Genomic DNA, 16,395 nt, shown 5'->3' with positions numbered 1-16,395 from the left:
AATCCGCACAATCTGGATCCCAAACCTGCGGAATCCGCACATCGGCACCGATCACTGGCAGAATCGTCCCATGGCAGCCCGACGCACCGCAATGGCCCTCGACGACACCTCGAAGGCGATCATCGAGCTGCTCCAGGAGGACGGACGTCGCCCCTACTCCGAGATCGCCAAGGCGGTCGGGCTCAGCGAGGCGGCGGTGCGCCAGCGCGTGCAGCGCCTGACCGAGTCGGGCGCGATGCAGATCGTGGCCGTCACCGATCCGGTGCAGATGGGCTTTGCCCGTCAGGCCATGATCGGCATGAAGGTGTCGGGCGACACCCGCATCGTCGCCGACGCACTGGGCGCTCTCCCGTTCGTCATCTACGTGGTGCTGACCGCGGGGTCGTTCGACATCATCGCCGAGGTCGTGTGCGAGGACGACGAGGAGCTCATCGAACTGCTCAACACGCACATCCGCACGATCGAAGGCGTGGTCTCCACCGAGACCCTCGTCTACCTGAAGCTCGCCAAGCAGCTCTACAACTGGGGCACGCGCTGACGCGTGCCGCTCACGGCCGCGGCGGTGTGGCTCACGCGGCGACGAGCGCCGCGCGCTTCTCCAGAGACAGGCTCACCAGCACCAGCCCCACGCCCAGGACGGCGAGCACGATGCCGAGCCACGCGGGAGCGACGTAGCCCCACCCGAGCGCGATGACGCCACCGCCGAGGGCCGCGCCCAGGCTGTTGCCGACGTTCATACCCGAGTGGTTCAGTGCGCTGGCGATGCTGACGCGTCCCTCCGACTTGTCCATCAGGCGGCTCTGGATGGCCGGCCCTGCGAGGGCGCTGATCGCGCCGAACAGCAGCATCGCCACGATCAGCGTGACGGGGTTCTGCGCCGCGACGCCGACGACCGCGGATCCGACCGCCAGCAGCACGAACGCAGAGATGAGCGCGCCCGACAGATTGCGGTCGGCGACCACTCCCCCGACGAGATTGCCGACCGTCATGCCGAGGCCGGTGGCCACGAGCGCGAACGGCACGGCCCACTCGGGCGCGCCCGCGACGTCGGTCATGATCGGCGCGATGTAGCTGTAGATCGCGAAGAACGACCCGAAGCCGATCGCACCGAAGCCGAGCGCGAGCCAGACCTGGCCGATGCGGAAGATGCCGAGTTCGTGCCGGAATGATCCGGATCCGTCCGCCTTCATGGTGGGCACCAGCAGTGCGATCATCAGCGCACCGAGGGCGAAGATGCCCACGACCACCGCGTAGGACACGCGCCACCCGGCCTGCTGGCCGAGCCAGGTGCCGAGAGGCACGCCCACGACGTTCGCGATCGTCAGACCGCTCATCACGAACGAGATGCCCTTGGCGCGATTGCCCGGGCCGAGCATCTCGCCCGCCACGACGGCGGCGATGCCGAAGTACGCGCCGTGGGGCAGGCCCGCGATGAGGCGCGCGACCGCGACCGTCTCGAACGTCGGCGCGATCACCGTGAGCAGGTTGCCCAGCAGCAGCATCGAGGCGAGCGCGATCAGCACCCGGTGCTTCGGGTAGCGCGAGAGCCAGCCGGCCAGCACCGGCGCCCCGATCACGACGCCCAGCGCGTAGACGCTGATGAGCAGCCCGGCCTGGGCGATCGCGTCCTCCTGGCTCGCCGCCCAGGCGGACGGCAGCAGGTCGCGGGCGATGCCGGGCAGCAGGCCCATCGAGACGAACTCGGTCATGCCGATGCCGAAGGAGCCGATGGCGAGCGAGAGGAGCGCCCACATCGCCGCACCCCTCCTCTGAGTGGAGGAGGTCATGCCCTCCAGGCTACCGGCGCCCGGCTGGGGGCAGGCACCATGCGGCGTCGGTGGTCAGTCGCCGTCGATCGCCTGCTCGAGGCGCTGGATCTTGGCCTCGATCTCGCCCGTGTAGCCCGGGCGGATGTCGGCCTTCAGCACGAGCGAGACCCGACTGCCGAAGGGCATGACCGCCTCGGTGGCGCGCTTGACGACATCCATCACCTCATCCCAGCTGTCGCCCTCGATCTCGGTGAACATCGACGTGGTGCGGTGAGCGAGGCCCGACTCGCGCACGACCTTGACGGCGGCGGCGACCGCGTCGTGCACGGATCCCTCCGGGTTGGCGGCGTTGGATCCGGACGGGGCGACGGAGAAGGCGACGAGCATGGAATCAGGATCCCACGTCGACGTTCCGAGCGCCCCCGGGAATCCGCGTGCAGGGGAACACTCACGTCCAGCAGGATGGGCAGGTGACTGAACTCCTGCTGACAGCCGGCGTCGGAGTGATCGCGTTGAACGTCTACGCACTCCTCCTCGTGATCCTGCGCGGGCCCCTGTTCCGCACTCGCGTGTACCGGCCCATGCTGCTGAACATCGGGCTCTCCGTCGCGCCGGCTGTTGTGCTGCTGATCGTGGTGGTCGTGCTGCTCATCGTCGTCGAGGCGTTCCCGTCGCCCATCGCGATGTGGTCTGTTATGGGCGTCGGCGCGATCATCTGGCTGCTGCTGCTGCCGAACTCCGCCTACCTCATCACGGAGCTCAACTTCTCCCATCGGCGCGATGAGGACGACGTGCCGCTCTGGTTCGACATCGTGCTGGTGCTCACTCTGGCGATGTCCGGAGTGATCAACACGCTGGCCAACGTCGCGCTTGTGCAGCTGCTTGCGGTCCTCGTGGCCGCACCGAATGCCGCCTATCCGCTCCATCACCCGGTGTCGTGGGGTGCGGCGGCACTCGCTCTGGTGCTGGTCGCCCTGGGGATGTACCTCGGGCGCTATGTCCGCTTCAACAGCTGGGATCTGCTTCGCCCCGCGCGGTTCTTGCGCAAGCTCGTCGACCACTTCCGCGAACCTCGAAACAGCGCCGCCGCGGCGGGCTTCGTGATCACGCACTCGGTCTTCCTGACGATCCTCTACGTCATCATCGCCGCGCCCACGCTGCTGGCCATCGTCCCCTGAATCCGAGCGGGCTAGGAGTTCAGGTGGCTGTCGATGTACTCGCGCAGCGCCTGACGATTCGGCAGGTCGAGCTTGCGGATAATGCGGTGCACATGGCTTTCCACCGTGCGGATGCTCAGGACCAGCCGGCGTGCGATCTCGGGGTTGGTCAGACCCTCTGCCACCAGCTGGGCGACCTCGACCTCCCGCGCGGAGAGCGTGATCGCCGACGACGAGAATCGCGTTGCGTCGATGCTCTTTCGAGGGAGCGCGGCCAGCAGCGCCGCGATCTGAACGTCGATGGCCTCCGCGATGTCGTTCTCCCCGGACTCGCGTCGGATCGCCGCCGCCCTGCGGAGCGCCGTCAGCGCCGTCCCCGGACGACCCGTGGCGACGAGCTCCGCAACGGCGGCCACAAGACTGTCGGGATCCCCCTCGCAGCGCGCCCGAAGGTAGTCGTACTGAGCCGTGAACAGCCTCTCGGGCACCTGCTCGACCAGACGAGCGACGTGTTCGAGGCGCTCCGGTGACGGGCCGAGCTCCGCGGCGTTCAGCAGGATGAGGAGTGCGGACGAGCGGCCGCCTCGAGCCCAGAGCGCCGTGCCGGAGTTCCAGAGGAGATCGGCGGCGGCGTCGATGTCACCGGCGGAGGCGAGCAGCTGGGCCGCCGGCCAGTCGCGAGCCTGGGCGGGCAGGAGCCCGTCGACACGGAAGTGCGAATCGAGTTCACGCAGGTACCGCTCGGCGAGGGGGATGTTGCCTCGTCGCGCCGCAATGGTCGACGCGAGCGTGAGCAGCGTGCGGTACGGCCCCGCCGGAAAATGCGGCAGTTCACCGGCGACGAGCAGGGTGCCGAGCAGGTCGTCGATGGGATCGTAGTCACCCGCGAGTGCATATCCGACCGCGGCCGCCGCGGCGATCGCCCGCGCCGCCTCGATATCGAGGAAGCTATGGGCCTCCTGGACACCGCGCGTGGTGATCGCCATTCCGGCCTCGTGCTCCCCCTGGCCGAACAGCGCGAGCGCGTAATGCGCGTGCGTCGTCGCCGGCATGTGCAGCGCGGCCGACACATCGAGGTTGTACTCCCGGTACACACGCCGTGCGTCGCCGAACCGGCCGAGGATGACCAGAACCTGGATCTGGCAATCGCGCAGGGCCGCTCGTGCGACGCTGGGCATGCTGTCATCGACCTTCAGCGTCACGACGTCGTCTTCGCTGATGGACCCGAGGGTGCACCGCAGACCGATCGCCGCCGCGGTCAGGATCGGCGCATACTCGGCGGCGGCCTCGCTGGCGTCTTCGAGCATCCGCAGCGCGCTCGGCAGGTCGTGCTTCACGTGAGCCGTCCACCTGGCCCGGAGTGCGACGAACTGGGTCTGGCTCAGCAGCGAGCCCGACGAGGGATCCGTCTGATCGAGAACGGTCTGAACCTCGCTCTCGGGAGCGCCCGTGTACATCAGCGACCACACGTAGTCCTGCACGGTGTCCGTGTCTCGCGACACCCGCCATTCGGCGCCGCTGACAAGGCGTCGGGTGCGAAGACGCTCCTGGACGAGCCGCGCGAACAGGGCGTCGTGCTCGGGGGCCTCCCGCGGCGTGCTCGACACGTTGATCAGGATCTCTTCACGCGTGGCGGGGTCGAGCTTCTCGCTGATCGCCTGTGTCAGGCGGATGCGACGGACGGCGACGGGCTCATGGCGGTAGTACTCCACCAGCAGCGGAGGCACCACCGTGACGAGTCTCCGACTTCCTGACGGGATGAGCTGGATCAGTGTGCGGCGCTCGAGCAGTTCGAGCGTGGACCATTCGACGAGCTTGCGCACCGTGTCGACATCGGCGCTGCCGATCAGGGCGATCATCTCCAGGGCGTCACGGGCGTCGTCGGTCAGGCTCTCGAGCTGTGCTTCGACGACGCCGCGAAGGGCTGGGCTCCAGAGATCCTGGGTGGCGACCCACAAGCCGCCCACGAGGCGGAGACGTCCGTCCCGCACGGCTGCCGACAGCACGCTCATCATCAGGCCGACGACGCCACCCGATTTGGCGAAGAGCCGGCTCATGGTCCCCATCTCGACCGGCCCGCCGAGCACCTGTTCGGCGACGGATTCGAGATCCTCGAAACGCAGGGGCGTCATCTCGATGACGAGGGCGGAATCGCTGGCCGAGGCGTCCAGCCCAGTCGGTGTGCGGCGTGCGGTCCGGCCCTGCAAGCGGGAGATCACGATGGGCACGGCCAGGGCGTGACGAACGCCTTTGATGACACCCCACGAGGCTTCGTCCAGGTCATCCCAGTCGTCGACGACGATGACCGATCGCTCGTCGCGAAGCGCCTCGTGCAAGACCTGAGCAGCACCGCCGATGCTGGGGCGCATGTCCGGGTTGGGCAGAAGCCCCGGGAACTGCAGAGCCGCCATCGGGTGCTGGCGCAAGGACGCCACGCCGCTCAGCCGCAGGGTCGTCCAGCCCGACTGCCCGAGCCGGTCACACAGCGCATCGAGAAACGCCGTGCGTCCGCTGCCCCAGGTGCCGACCACGTCGATGCTGCCGCCCGACTGGACCACACTGGTGGCGACAGCGAGTTCGCGCTCGCGCCCAAGGATCGTGATGTGCCTGCGCTGCATGGTGACCTCATTGAAACGGTGATCGGCTCCGCCCTACCACGCAGGCTTCTCTGCCGCGGTGGAATAGGTCAAGGGGAAGCGGGAAGGGAAAAGGGAGACGGACGAAGGGCGAGTGGAAGGCGGGGGAGCCTGTCCGACACGACCAGGCTCCCCCTGAGCCCTGCGCGCCCAAGTACGCAGGGCTCGGCATGTGTCCGGTCGCCCAGGCTGTCGCAGCCATCTCGAACGGCGATCCGGCAAGGTCATCGACGCCGCGGGCGATCACCCTCCAGGGGTCTCAAGAGCGGGATCAGCCGAGCAGGTCGGCCGAGGCCGAACTGCTCCTTCAACGCAAGAGCGGCCGCGTGAAAGCCCGCCATGCCGTGGACACCGGGCCCGGGCGCTGTCGACGCCGAGCAGAGATAGACGCCGGGAACCTCGGTGCGCCACGGTGCGCTGCGGGCAACCGGCCTCGCCACCAGCTGGCGCAGCGAGGTGTCACCGGACGAGATGTCCCCTCCGACGAAGCCCGCATTGGAAAACGCCAGGTGACGCGGAGCGGTGACCTTCGACACTCGCACCAGATCGCGTACGCCGGGGGCGTGCTCCTCGAGCGCCCGGAGGATCACTGCTCCGGCATCGCCCGCCCAGCCTCGAGGCACGTGGGCATATGCGTACAGCACGTGCTTTCCCCGGGGCGCCCGCGACGGATCGATCGCCGACTGCTGCGCCACGAGGACGAACGGTCGCGCCGCCAGACTTCCCCGTCGTGTCTCCCGCTCGGACTGACGGATCTGCTCAGCACTGCCCCCGAGGTGGACCGTTCCTGCGACCTTCAGACTTTCGTCCTTCCAGGGGATCGGGCCGTCCAGAGTGGCATCGAGCTTTGCCACCGCCGCTCCGTAGCGGAAGCGGTCGTACGCGCGATACGCCCGTCGGCTGATCCGATCGCCTCCGATGCGAAGGAACTCTCGGGGTGAGGTGGCCACGAAGACCGCGCGGGTCGCGACCTCGGCGAGGGAGTCGACCCGATGCGAGGTGACGAACTCGACTCCACGTTCACGGAGCCGCTCGACGAGGAAGTCGGTGATCGCCTGCGACCCGCCTCGCGGGATCGGCCATCCTCCCGCGTGGGCGTGCGTCGCCAGGACCAGGCCCAGCGCGGACGAGGCCAAGCGCGAACTCATGCCGATCGAATGCGCGGCGACACCGGCGAACAGCGCGCGAGCCTCGGCGGTCTGCATCAACAACGGCTCGGCGAACCTAAGAAGGCCTGCCCGAGTTGCGAGTCTTCCCAATGTCAGGGAGTCCCGCGTGACGTGGAGCGGTGAATCCAGGCTCGCTCGAGCGAGTGAATCGACGTGCTCCACCAGGGGGCCGAACAGCGCGCGCCAGCGCGCGCCGTCGGCCCCCAGGTCGTCGGCCGTGGACTCCAGCGACCGTCGGGCGGTGATCGCACGTCCGCCCGGCAGTGCATGACCGTATGAGACATCCGGCACCAGCAGCTCGACGGCGTCAGAGAGACCTGCCCACCGGAAGAACGGGGAGGCTGCGGCCATCGGATGCACCGCGGATCCGTGATCGATCAGGAACCCGCTCTCGAGGGACTGCGTGGTTCTCGCGCCTCCCCCGAGCGACTCGGCGGATTCGATGACGCGCACCGTCAAGCCCGCGCTGGCCATAACGAGCGCTGCGGCGAGACCGTTCGGTCCGCTGCCGATGACGGTGACGTCCTTCACGCGCTCGCACCCACCAGCGTCGGCTCCTGACGCTCAGCGTCGGACGGCACGGCCGGTGGCGTCTCTTCACGACGCCGAGCTCGCTGCCAGCTGCGCCGGATGGCACGAGCGATCTGCTGGAAGGTGATGTCGCGAATGAACACGGCATCGAGCGCCACCATCGCCAGCGAGAACCACGGAAGTCCCATGAGCACGGCGATCGACACGTGGAAGATGAGGATCACGGACAGGCCGAAGATCCGCGTTCCGCGACGGAGAAGCAGCAACGGGAAGCTGACCTGCACAAGCACCGACATCACGGTTGCGAGTGCGACCATCGGTCCCCACGCGGTGACGAGATCACTCAGCTCCGGCCAGGTGCCGAACTGGGCGGTCTGCAGGGGGTTGTAGACGGCGTAGCCCTCGTACCACGGCGCTCCCTGGGCCTTGAACAGGCCACCCGACGCGTAGATCATGCAGAGCTGCGCGCCGATGACGATCACGGCGATGTTGTGGCTGAGAGCCGTCATCCAGCTGGGGAGCACGGGCTGGAAGCGCCACCACCGCACGAGGAAGCCCCGCCCGGGGTTGCTCGCGTAGCGCGTGCGTCGCCAGGCATCCACCGACCAGACGTCGCTCGAGGCCGTGAAGAGGATCGCGATCATCACGATCCGGCTGAGGTTGTCGCTCTGATCCTGCACGACCGGGTTGATCGAGAGGAACCCGATCCAGAGGACGAAGAGCGGGACCATGATCAGTCGCGTCCGATAGCCGATTGCGAAGCAGACGCCGCACACGATGAGCAGCCAGAGGATGAGCACGATGGCGTTCGGCGAGGCGTCGAACACGACGCTGAACGGCCAGAGCGGCGCGAAGCTGCTGGTGGGAGCGGCCTGCTGGCCCGTCCAGGCGGAACCCGCACCGAACGTGTACATCGCCGTCGGCAGATTCGTGAGCGCAGTTCCGACGAACATCACACCGAGGAGGAAGCGCGCGATCGCCAGACCATACCGCGCGTGCTTGGCGCCCGTCAGCCAGTTCTCCAGCGAGGAATAGAGCGCGCCGGCAACCCCGATCAACAGAGCGGAGAAGCGTCGTGCGAGGTCCGCGACGAATCGCAGGGTCCTCCCGAGGAAAGCAGCACTGGTGCGAATCATCATTTCTCCTCCGCGACGAAATCGGCGTGCGCCGGGGCGAAGACCTCGGGGAAGGCCTTCTCGTCCTGCCCAGGCATAACGATCAGGCCGCGCCATCCCACGGAGGTCCGCTGGATCTCAGGGCGCTTGGCGTCGGGGTTGTTGCGTTCGGCGAACGGGATGACGTTCTGGCGGGTGATCTCGTACTGGACCCGCTGCACGTCCTCGCCCCACAGCGCGTGCGCGACCTGCGTCGCGTATGCGTCGGTGTAGCGCTCCTGGACGATGTATTCGATGACAGCGTCGTCGTCGCCCTCTTCGTCGGCGAGCATCGCATCGCGCATGCGACCGAGCCAGTTGTCGCCCTTGAAGTAGTTGAGCGCGGCGGTCTGCTGCTGCTCGGCAGTCAGCGCCTTCCACGCATTCGAGAAGCTGCTGGCCTGGCGGACACTGAGCCCTGCGGCACGCGGCGGGAAGAGATTGTGGGTCGCCCAGCTCTGCTCGACGGCGGTGGCGTTCACCCACTCGGTCTCGACCATCTCGCCGTTCTCGTCGGGAACGAGTGCGCGGACGTTGAGGGCGTAGTCGCCGTTGATCGGCTCGGGGGCGAACACGCTCCAGCTCTGGCCGTACCAGGGGAGCATGTAGCTCTGGAGGACGTCCCCCGGCACCAGTTCGCGAAGCGGGGTGGGAGGGGAGATCCAGAGGAACGAGGCGAAGATGTGCCACGTAGCCGCCAAGAGCGAGACCGCGACGCTGGCGCGGAGGACGAGAGTTTTTCGGGATATGGACTGCTTGGGCATGGGCTGAATGGAGTTCTTTGGGGTCGTTGTGTGTCGTGGTGGGGGTTCGAGAACATGCAGTCCTCGAAGTCCTGCGGGCTCGGAGCGGTGTCGACGCTCCGAGCCCGCAGGGTGTGTGGATTACTGGCGCGAATCCGCCGTGATCTCCGACGCCTTCCGACGCTTCAGCGAGATCAGACCGACAAGTCCGCCGAGACCCAGAAGGGACAGACCTGCGATCAGTCCGGTCGGGTCGACCGCCCCGCCGGTCTTGGCGAGGTCTCCGGCCGTGCCGCCCTTGCCGGACGCGTCGGCGTTACCCGCCGACTGACCGGCGGCGCTGCTGAGCGAACCAGCCGTAGCCGACGCCGAAGCGTTGGCGGTGGCGTTGGCGTTGGCGGTGGACTCGGTCGAGGCGTTGGTGGACGCATCGGCGATCGCCGCGCTCTGCGCGGCAGCACCCGCATTGCCCTCGGCCTCAGCCGAACCAGAGGCGTTGGTGTCCGACGAGTTGTCGGTGTTGGCCGCAGCCTGAGCCGCCGTCACCGCCGAACCGTTCGCATCCGCCGACGCATCCTTGGACGCCTCCGCGTTGGCCGCAGCGGCAGCCGCAGCCTCCGCGTTGGCCGTCGCCGCAGCGCTGGCCTGCGTGGACGCATCCGCGTTCGCCGCCGCCTGAGCAGCAGCGTTGCTGAGCGCATCAGCCGACGCCGACGCCGACGCGTTCGCGTTGGCCGTCGACTCCGTCGACGCGTCGGTCGACGCATCGGTGGTTGTGCCGGCGTCGGTCGTCGTGTCCGCGTCCGTCGTGGAGTCGGTCGTTGTGTCAGCATCGGTCGTGCTGTCGCCGTCGGTCGCGGTGTTGGCGTCGGTCGCGGTGTTCGCGTCCGTCGTCGTGTCCGCGTCCGTCGTGCTGTCGGCGTCCGTCGCGGAGTCGGCGTCGGTCGCGGTGTTCGCGTCCGTCGTCGTGTCCGCGTCCGTCGTGCTGTCGGCGTCGGTCGCGGTGTTCGCGTCCGTCGTCGTGTCCGCGTCCGTCGCGGAGTCGGCGTCGGTCGCGGTGTTCGCGTCCGTCGTCGTGTCCGCATCGGTCGTGCTGTCGGCGTCGGTCGTGGCGCCCGCATCGGTCGCCGTCTCCGCGTCGGTCGCGGCGCCCGCGTCCGTCGCGGCGTCAGCGTCCGTCGCCGTCTCCGCGTCGGTCTCGGCAACGACGGCCTTGGGACCGCAGGAGAGGATTCCGAGCTTCACATCACCGGTCACGCTGTGGCTCGCGCCGTTGTCGGGGATGTCGTAGTAGATGTGCTGACCGATGACCTGCAGCTGACCATTGCTCAGCGTGGTCTGCTCGTTGTAGACGATCTTCGCGTCGTAGTCTTGCTCGCTGCCCGCACCACCGACGTAGATGGTGTGGTTCACGCCCGGCTCCATCGGCACCGTGCTCGGAACGGGGCTGGTGACGCCGACCCTGGCCGTCGGAGCCGTCGCGGCGTTGCCATCCCATTCGCACCACACGTCAAGACGGCCCGCGCTCGTGCTGATCGACGGGACTCCCGTAGTGGAGACCACGGGCGCGTGGATTCGCACCGACGAGCTGAAAGCATCGGTGTTCGGGTAGACGAGACCGGTCGTCACATTGTGTCGTCCGCCGGGCCCGGTGTAACCGACCAACGGGCGACCATCGGCCGGGTTGGTGAGGCCGTTGAAGAACTCCGTCTCGTGCTTGATGTTGCCCGGCGTCGCCGCCGACCGCACGTCGATGGCGAGCACCTGAGCAGTGCTGAAGGGCGGGGTGTAATCCTCCGGCTGAGCCGCGGTCGCGGGTGCTGCGGCGGCCAGGCTGCCGAGGCCGCCCAGCAGAACCGGTGCGGCCAGCGCTCCGATTCGAACGGCGCGTCGGCGGAAGGCCGACCCGGGTGAGGGATTTGTCATGTTGCTTTCGCTTTCGATCACTTGGTGGGGGTTGCGTCGTTGTCTGCGGCAGGGCCGCAGCTGAGGATTCCGAGCTTCACGTCGCCCTTCACGGCGCTGCTGCCCGCGATGTTGGGCACGTCGAAGTAGACGTGCTCGGCGATGACCTGAAGCTGGCCGTTGGGGAGGATGCTCTGCTCGTTGAACACGACCTTCAGGTCGTAGCTGGCCTCGTTGCCGGCCCCGCCGCGATAGACGGTGTATCCGGGCGCAGGCGTCTTGGGAACGAATCCGGGCACCGGGCTGACAACCGAGACCGAGGCCGTCGGCTGGGTCGTCGCCTTGCCGTCCCACCGGCATTCCGCGCTCAGCTGCGCGGCACTCGTGGGGTACGAGGGCGAACCCGTGGTCGCGACCACAGGGGCGTGGATGCGAACGGAGGAGCTGTAGACATCCGTCTTCGGGTAGACGAGGCCGGTGGTGACGAAGTGGCGGCCGCCGGGGCCCGTGTAGCCGACCAGCGGGCCGCCCTTCGCGCGGTTCGTCGCCGCGTTGAAGAACTTGGACTCGTAGGTGATGTCGCCGGGCGTGCTCACCGAGTCGACATCGATCGAGAGCACCTGAGCCGAGCTGTACGGCGCGGAGTAGTCGTCCATGTCGGCGGCGTTGGCGGGCGCCGCAGCGCCGAGGCATGCCACACCCCCGAGGAGCACGGCCGAAACCGTTGCCCCGAGACGCGCCGACGTTCGCCGGATGGGCGTGCGTTCACGACTGAGCATGAGCTGTTTCCCTTCTTTATCCCAAACAGATCAAGGGCCAAGTAAAGGAGGCAGGCGGCCGCGTTCCACGGCCGATGCGTACGTTCCGTGCGCGATGCAGTGTTTTCTCTGCCGACATCAGTCCTCTGCGCGACGACTGCCGCGCGGGGGTGGGCTCTGGGCTCGCACAGCGGGCAAAACTCCGGTTCGCCCCGCCCGGGAGTAGGTGCGGGGCGTGCGCGAGCGGGTGTGGAACACCTAGGCGTGCTCCCATGGGCTCGGAATGGAGCACGCAGTGCCCTGCTTCGTGGCGGATGAACGCGGAGCCACGCGGCGAGCGCGGGTGCGTGCTGGACAGTGTGCCTAGCGTTGAGGTATCGCAGCGTCCGGGTTCGATGTTCGGCCGAGTCGACGTGCTGCCGAACTGGCCCGAGCGCGCCTGCGCCGGGCGCCGTAGTCAGCAGAAGGGGTGGGGCACGTGTCGTCAGGCCAGCGCGGAGTCAGCCAGGCGCCGATGGCCGCCGCCGCGGTGTCGCGGCGCCGCCGTGCCCGTAGGGCGGTGGAGATCGCAGCAGCCGCGGCGGTCCTGTTGGGCGGCGTCGGCGCGCTCTCCCTCGCGCTGGTGCCGCCGGAGGTCGTCGAGCGCTCCTACGGCGTCGTCCAGCAGGAGATCAACCGGGTCAAGGCCGACGTGTGGGGTGAGACGCCCTCGGTCATCCTGGGCGCGGAAGGAGGAGCTGCCGAGCTCGATCGAGCTGACGGCACCTTCACCCGCATGATCTCTTACGAGCATCCGGGCGTGCCGCCCGTGTGGGCGGCGCATAACAATGCCGGCGGCGACACGATCCTGACTCTCGAAGTGGGCGACCGGCTCCGCGTCACGATGCCCGACGACACCGTCGTCCACTACGTCGTCACGGATGTGCGCATCACCGGCAAACACTGGGTGACGACGGACGCGCTCATCGGCCTCGGCGGCGAGCTCGCGTTGCAGACCTGCTTCTACGGTGACCCCCACATGAAGTTCATCGGCTTGCAGGCCGCCTGAACGCCGAAGTGGCGGGAGGCGCGCAGTCAGTCGCCCGGATCGGTGCAGGCCAGCTCGTATTCGCCTTCTGCGCGCACCACCTCGTACGTGACGTCCGCGTGGAGGATCCGGGCGACGCCCCGCACATCTCCCCATTCGCGCGGGGTGCCGCCGGAGATCCGGTCGATCAGGATGCAGTCGGGCGCGCGGTTGGCGTTGCCGATCCAGTACACGTCATGGTCATCGACGAGATAGCTCATCAGACCCACATCGGTCTCGACGCTCGCCCCCTCCGGCACCGCGGCGAGCACCGACGCGGCGGCCTCGCCCCTCTGGGGCGGAGCCCACGCCCCCGGCACGAGGAGCCCCGCGAGGGGGAGCTGCGGCAGCAGCATCGCCGCGACGGTGATCGCGACGGTCGCGCCCTGTCGCGCATAGGTGCGCAGCCACATCCAGCGGCTCGCGTGCGCCCGCTCGATGCCGTCGAGCAGGATGCCGAAGGCGATCGGCATCAGCACGGCGCTGTAGTGCCACGTGGGACCCCAATAGCCCTCGTTCGTCGACAGAAACCGCCACGCCAGGGTGGGGAGGAGGAGCAGGGTCAGCGGCGACCTCAGCAGGAACCCGGCCGTCGTCACCAGCAGGAGCAGGAGCGTGTGGCCCTTGGACGGATGGAACCAGCCCTCCGGGTGCGCGAGCAGTCCGCCCGGGTCGGCGTTCGAGGCGTAGGCCCAGGCCCCGTCGGGGTTGAGCGCGGGCAGCACAACGAGCGTCGCGATTCCGAACCACGCCAGCCCCCAGGCGGCGAGCCAGAGTCCGCGCGGGCTCCGGGCGAGCACGGCGATCAGCACACCGATCGCGAAGACGGTGAGCCCCAGGTCCTCTTTGACGAAGACGAGCGGGGCGGCCCAGAGCATCGCGGCGCGCCACCGACGGTCGAGAAGCGCGCCGACGGTTCCCGTGAGCAGCGGCACCGCGAGCGCGATCTCGTGAAACTGCGCCTCGGCCGCCGACTGCAGCCCCCAGCTCAGACCGAAGGCCGCGCCGAGCAGCGCGCCGACACCGCGTCCGCCGAGCCGCCGCGTGGCGATCGCGGTGAACATGCCCGCGGACAGTCCGAAGCACACGGCCTGGATCACGAGCAGCGTGAAGGCATGGGGGAACAGCGCGAACGGCGGCGCGAGCACGGCCAGCATCGGATGGAAGTGGTCGCCGAGCAGGTTGTACCCGTCGCCCTTCACATTCACGATCGGCGCCTGCAGGCGCGAATAGCTCTGCAGCAGCTGCGTGAAGATGCTGAGATCCCACGACCTCACCACGAGATGAGACCACTGCCAGGCCGCCAGCACGGTGTACGCGACGGTGACGATGGCGCCGACCACGGCGGGTGCGACCCAGCGTCTGATCCGCATGCGATCAGGATCCCCGCACGATCGCGGGCGGGGCGATCGCGGGCGCGGTGGGCACCCGGACGATCCGGATCACGGTCCAGGCGAGAAGGGCGAGAAGCACAAGATTGCGCACCGTAAGCGCGACCACGCCCAGCCATTCGACGCTCAGCAGCGACCAGTACAGAATCGGGTAGACCGCGTGCGTGAGCACCGCCGAGAGCAGACCGAGCGCGGCGAGCGGGATGGCGCGACGACGATCGAGCACAAGCCACAGCACCAGGGGCGCGATCAGCCACACGTGGAACTGCGGCGATCCGACCTTGTTCACCGCGATCAGCATAAGAACGAGCGCGAGGGCGAACGGCGGGAACAGGCGCAGGAACGACGCCCCGCGCCGCACCTTGTGGAACCCCAGCACCGCGAGCGCGGCGACCGCCAGCGCGAGCACGGGCGTCATGATCGTGCTCACCGCCTGCACGCCGGGACCGGTGACCTGGAACGTGAGGATGTCGCGGTCGTAGACCACCCGCCAGCCCTCGAGGTGCAGCGCGGCGCCCCAGAGGTAGGGCGTCGCCACCGGGGCCTCGATTTGCAGGCCGCGGCCGGTCTGCTCCGTGACGAAGCCGAGCAGGTGCGGCGCTCCCCCGGCGATCACGACGACGCCCACCACCACGGCGGTGGTCACCAGCGCGCCCGTCACGATCTGCCCTCGACGGCGCATCACGACGAACGCCGCGGCGACGAGCGCCGCCGGCCAGATCTTGATCCACGCACCGGCGGCGAGAAGGGCAGAGGACAGAGCGGGCCGTCGTGCGAGCCACAGCAGCGCGACGATCGCCAGCGGAACGGTGATCGCGTCGATCCGATACATCCCGACCGGTCCCACGGCGAGCACATAGACGAGCCAGAACCACGCGGCCAGGCGGCGAGAGCGCGAGCGGCCGTCGCCGAGCAGCGTCCAGAAACCCGCCGCGTTGCAGATGATCACCAGGGCGGCCCACGCGACGACGTACCCGCCGAGCCACGCGAGCGCGTGCGCCGCGACCATCGGGGCAAGCGCGAGGTGCGGGTAGACCCAGGTCTGGGTGATGCCGACGATGGCGCCGCCCTTGAGCGCGGCGTTCGACCACGGCTCGTAGACGAAGTACACATCGCCCATCGGCTGGTTGGGCTCGAGCACCCCCAGGCACGCGACGAGCAGATGCACGACGGCGAACGCCGCCCAGAGAATCAGTCGCCGCCGCACTCAGCCAGTCTACGAACGCGCGGCAGAGGCCCACGCCGCGGGCAGGTGCTCGGCGACATCCAGCGCGGTGATCGGATGCCCCGGCCCGGCGATCGCGCCCGCGGCCAGGCGGCCCGCGTGGCCGTGCAGCCACACCCCCGCAGCCGCGGCTCGGGCGAGTCCTTCCACGTCGAGCGGCTCGGCTGCCGCGGAGGCCGCGGCGAGCGCCCCGATCGCTCCGGCCAGCACATCGCCCGTGCCCGCCGTGGAGAGCCACGGCGTGCCCGCGCGCACGGCGGTCCACCATCCTGTGGGTGAGGCGATGAGAGTGGTCGCGCCCTTGAGCAGCACCGCTCCCCCGAGCGCGACGGCCGTCTCGCGCACCACAAGCAGCCGCTCCTCGAAGCTGCGCTTCAGGCGGTCGGCGAGAGGGTCGCCGTCGAGGTCATCGACCCCCAGTCCGAGAGGGATCCGCACCTCGGCGAGCTCGCGGTCGTGCGGCGTCACGACGAACGGCCCACGGGCCTCGGCCGCGAGATCGAGGGCGCCCGCGTCGATCACCTTCGGGATCGGGGAGGTCAGGATCTCGCCCAGCTCCGCGCGCTCCGCATCGGTGCGCTCGCGGGCATCGGTGCCGGATCCGATCGCCCAGGCATCCGTGCGGCCGCCGCTCGTCACCGTCTCCGGGCGGCGATGCAGCACCAGACGCGCCACCTCCGGATCACCGACCCAGCGCACCATCCCGGCGCCGGCGCGCGCCGCGCCCTCCACGCTCAGCACGGCCGCGCCCGGATAGCGGGGTGACCCCGTGCGCAGGCTCACCACGCCTCGGGAATACTTGTGCGAGGCAGACGTCGGCGCCCGCAGCACACGCGCGGTGTCGGTCGCCGTCCATTCCCGAGCTTCCATGCCCTCACGCTATCCCTGCGT

Annotated in this window: 14 protein-coding genes; 3 read left to right on the top strand and 11 right to left on the bottom strand. The window is 68.9% G+C overall.

The features are described from left to right. Positions 1-70 precede the first annotated feature (70 nt). Positions 71-538 (top strand): Lrp/AsnC family transcriptional regulator, encoded by a 468-nt coding sequence (locus J5V96_RS15250; protein ID WP_208504962.1) that lies wholly within the window; start codon positions 71-73, stop codon positions 536-538. 31 nt (positions 539-569) lie between these two features. Here the strand turns inward: J5V96_RS15250 and J5V96_RS15245 are convergent, their stop codons facing one another. Then, on the bottom strand, positions 570-1,787 hold the full coding sequence (locus J5V96_RS15245; protein ID WP_236014944.1) for an MFS transporter: 1,218 nt from the start codon (positions 1,785-1,787) through the stop codon (positions 570-572). A gap of 54 nt (positions 1,788-1,841) precedes the next feature. Beyond that, positions 1,842-2,156: a thiamine-binding protein gene (locus J5V96_RS15240; protein WP_208504960.1), complete on the bottom strand. Its 315-nt coding sequence runs from the start codon at positions 2,154-2,156 to the stop codon at positions 1,842-1,844. A gap of 83 nt (positions 2,157-2,239) precedes the next feature. Between J5V96_RS15240 and J5V96_RS15235 the strand changes: the two genes are divergently transcribed. Continuing rightward, positions 2,240-2,947 (top strand): DUF1361 domain-containing protein, encoded by a 708-nt coding sequence (locus tag J5V96_RS15235; RefSeq protein ID WP_208504958.1) that lies wholly within the window; start codon positions 2,240-2,242, stop codon positions 2,945-2,947. Between the two features lie 11 nt (positions 2,948-2,958). Here the strand turns inward: J5V96_RS15235 and J5V96_RS15230 are convergent, their stop codons facing one another. From J5V96_RS15230 to J5V96_RS15205, 6 genes are all read right to left on the bottom strand, one after another. Continuing rightward, positions 2,959-5,544 carry a helix-turn-helix transcriptional regulator gene (locus J5V96_RS15230; RefSeq protein WP_208504957.1) on the bottom strand — a complete coding sequence of 862 codons (2,586 nt, stop codon included), beginning with the start codon at positions 5,542-5,544 and terminating at the stop codon, positions 2,959-2,961. A 242-nt stretch (positions 5,545-5,786) separates the two neighbouring features. Continuing rightward, positions 5,787-7,262, bottom strand: coding sequence for a phytoene desaturase family protein (locus J5V96_RS15225; RefSeq protein WP_208504955.1), 1,476 nt, complete (start codon positions 7,260-7,262; stop codon positions 5,787-5,789). Continuing rightward, a complete protein-coding gene (locus J5V96_RS15220; protein ID WP_208504953.1) occupies positions 7,259-8,398 on the bottom strand; it encodes an HTTM domain-containing protein in 1,140 nt (379 codons plus the stop codon). The genes J5V96_RS15225 and J5V96_RS15220 overlap by 4 nt, the downstream gene beginning before the upstream one ends. Then, positions 8,398-9,180 (bottom strand): DUF5819 family protein, encoded by a 783-nt coding sequence (locus tag J5V96_RS15215; protein WP_208504945.1) that lies wholly within the window; start codon positions 9,178-9,180, stop codon positions 8,398-8,400. The genes J5V96_RS15220 and J5V96_RS15215 overlap by 1 nt, the downstream gene beginning before the upstream one ends. 120 nt (positions 9,181-9,300) lie before the next feature. Next, complete coding sequence (locus J5V96_RS15210) at positions 9,301-11,085, bottom strand: LPXTG cell wall anchor domain-containing protein (protein WP_208504943.1); 1,785 nt, start codon at positions 11,083-11,085, stop codon at positions 9,301-9,303. Positions 11,086-11,102: 17 nt separating this feature from the next. After that, positions 11,103-11,777, bottom strand: a complete 675-nt coding sequence (locus J5V96_RS15205; protein WP_208504941.1) for a hypothetical protein — start codon at positions 11,775-11,777, stop codon at positions 11,103-11,105. Positions 11,778-12,336: 559 nt separating this feature from the next. Between J5V96_RS15205 and J5V96_RS15200 the strand changes: the two genes are divergently transcribed. Further along, positions 12,337-12,870: a sortase family protein gene (locus J5V96_RS15200; RefSeq protein ID WP_208504939.1), complete on the top strand. Its 534-nt coding sequence runs from the start codon at positions 12,337-12,339 to the stop codon at positions 12,868-12,870. Between the two features lie 26 nt (positions 12,871-12,896). On the opposite strand, the gene J5V96_RS15195 is transcribed toward J5V96_RS15200, so the two are convergent. Genes J5V96_RS15195 through J5V96_RS15185 form a run of 3 tightly spaced genes read right to left on the bottom strand, consistent with a single transcriptional unit; the run spans position 12,897 to position 16,374 of the window. Further along, the gene (locus tag J5V96_RS15195) at positions 12,897-14,261 is read right to left on the bottom strand and encodes a DUF2079 domain-containing protein (protein WP_208504937.1); all 1,365 of its coding nucleotides are present in this window, start codon (positions 14,259-14,261) and stop codon (positions 12,897-12,899) included. 4 nt (positions 14,262-14,265) lie between these two features. Next, a complete protein-coding gene (locus tag J5V96_RS15190) occupies positions 14,266-15,486 on the bottom strand; it encodes a glycosyltransferase 87 family protein (RefSeq protein WP_208504935.1) in 1,221 nt (406 codons plus the stop codon). A gap of 9 nt (positions 15,487-15,495) precedes the next feature. After that, complete coding sequence (locus J5V96_RS15185) at positions 15,496-16,374, bottom strand: ADP-dependent NAD(P)H-hydrate dehydratase (protein ID WP_208504933.1); 879 nt, start codon at positions 16,372-16,374, stop codon at positions 15,496-15,498. Positions 16,375-16,395: the final 21 nt, after the last annotated feature.

Source organism: Microbacterium stercoris, from assembly GCF_017592545.1.
GTDB lineage: Bacteria > Actinomycetota > Actinomycetes > Actinomycetales > Microbacteriaceae > Microbacterium > Microbacterium stercoris.
Note: the sequence above shows the minus strand (reverse complement) of the source record. Positions and strands in the feature narration are given on the sequence as shown.

Bases quoted from the DNA above. Each gene is read 5' to 3' on its own strand.
- J5V96_RS15250 (WP_208504962.1), top strand. From the start codon at position 71: ATGGCAGCCCGACGCACCGCAATGGCCCTCGACGACACCTCGAAGGCG.
- J5V96_RS15245 (WP_236014944.1), bottom strand. From the start codon at position 1,787: ATGACCTCCTCCACTCAGAGGAGGGGTGCGGCGATGTGGGCGCTCCTC.
- J5V96_RS15240 (WP_208504960.1), bottom strand. From the start codon at position 2,156: ATGCTCGTCGCCTTCTCCGTCGCCCCGTCCGGATCCAACGCCGCCAAC.
- J5V96_RS15230 (WP_208504957.1), bottom strand. From the start codon at position 5,544: ATGCAGCGCAGGCACATCACGATCCTTGGGCGCGAGCGCGAACTCGCT.
- J5V96_RS15220 (WP_208504953.1), bottom strand. From the start codon at position 8,398: ATGATTCGCACCAGTGCTGCTTTCCTCGGGAGGACCCTGCGATTCGTC.
- J5V96_RS15215 (WP_208504945.1), bottom strand. From the start codon at position 9,180: ATGCCCAAGCAGTCCATATCCCGAAAAACTCTCGTCCTCCGCGCCAGC.
- J5V96_RS15210 (WP_208504943.1), bottom strand. From the start codon at position 11,085: ATGACAAATCCCTCACCCGGGTCGGCCTTCCGCCGACGCGCCGTTCGA.
- J5V96_RS15200 (WP_208504939.1), top strand. From the start codon at position 12,337: ATGGCCGCCGCCGCGGTGTCGCGGCGCCGCCGTGCCCGTAGGGCGGTG.
- J5V96_RS15195 (WP_208504937.1), bottom strand. From the start codon at position 14,261: ATGCGGATCAGACGCTGGGTCGCACCCGCCGTGGTCGGCGCCATCGTC.
- J5V96_RS15185 (WP_208504933.1), bottom strand. From the start codon at position 16,374: ATGGAAGCTCGGGAATGGACGGCGACCGACACCGCGCGTGTGCTGCGG.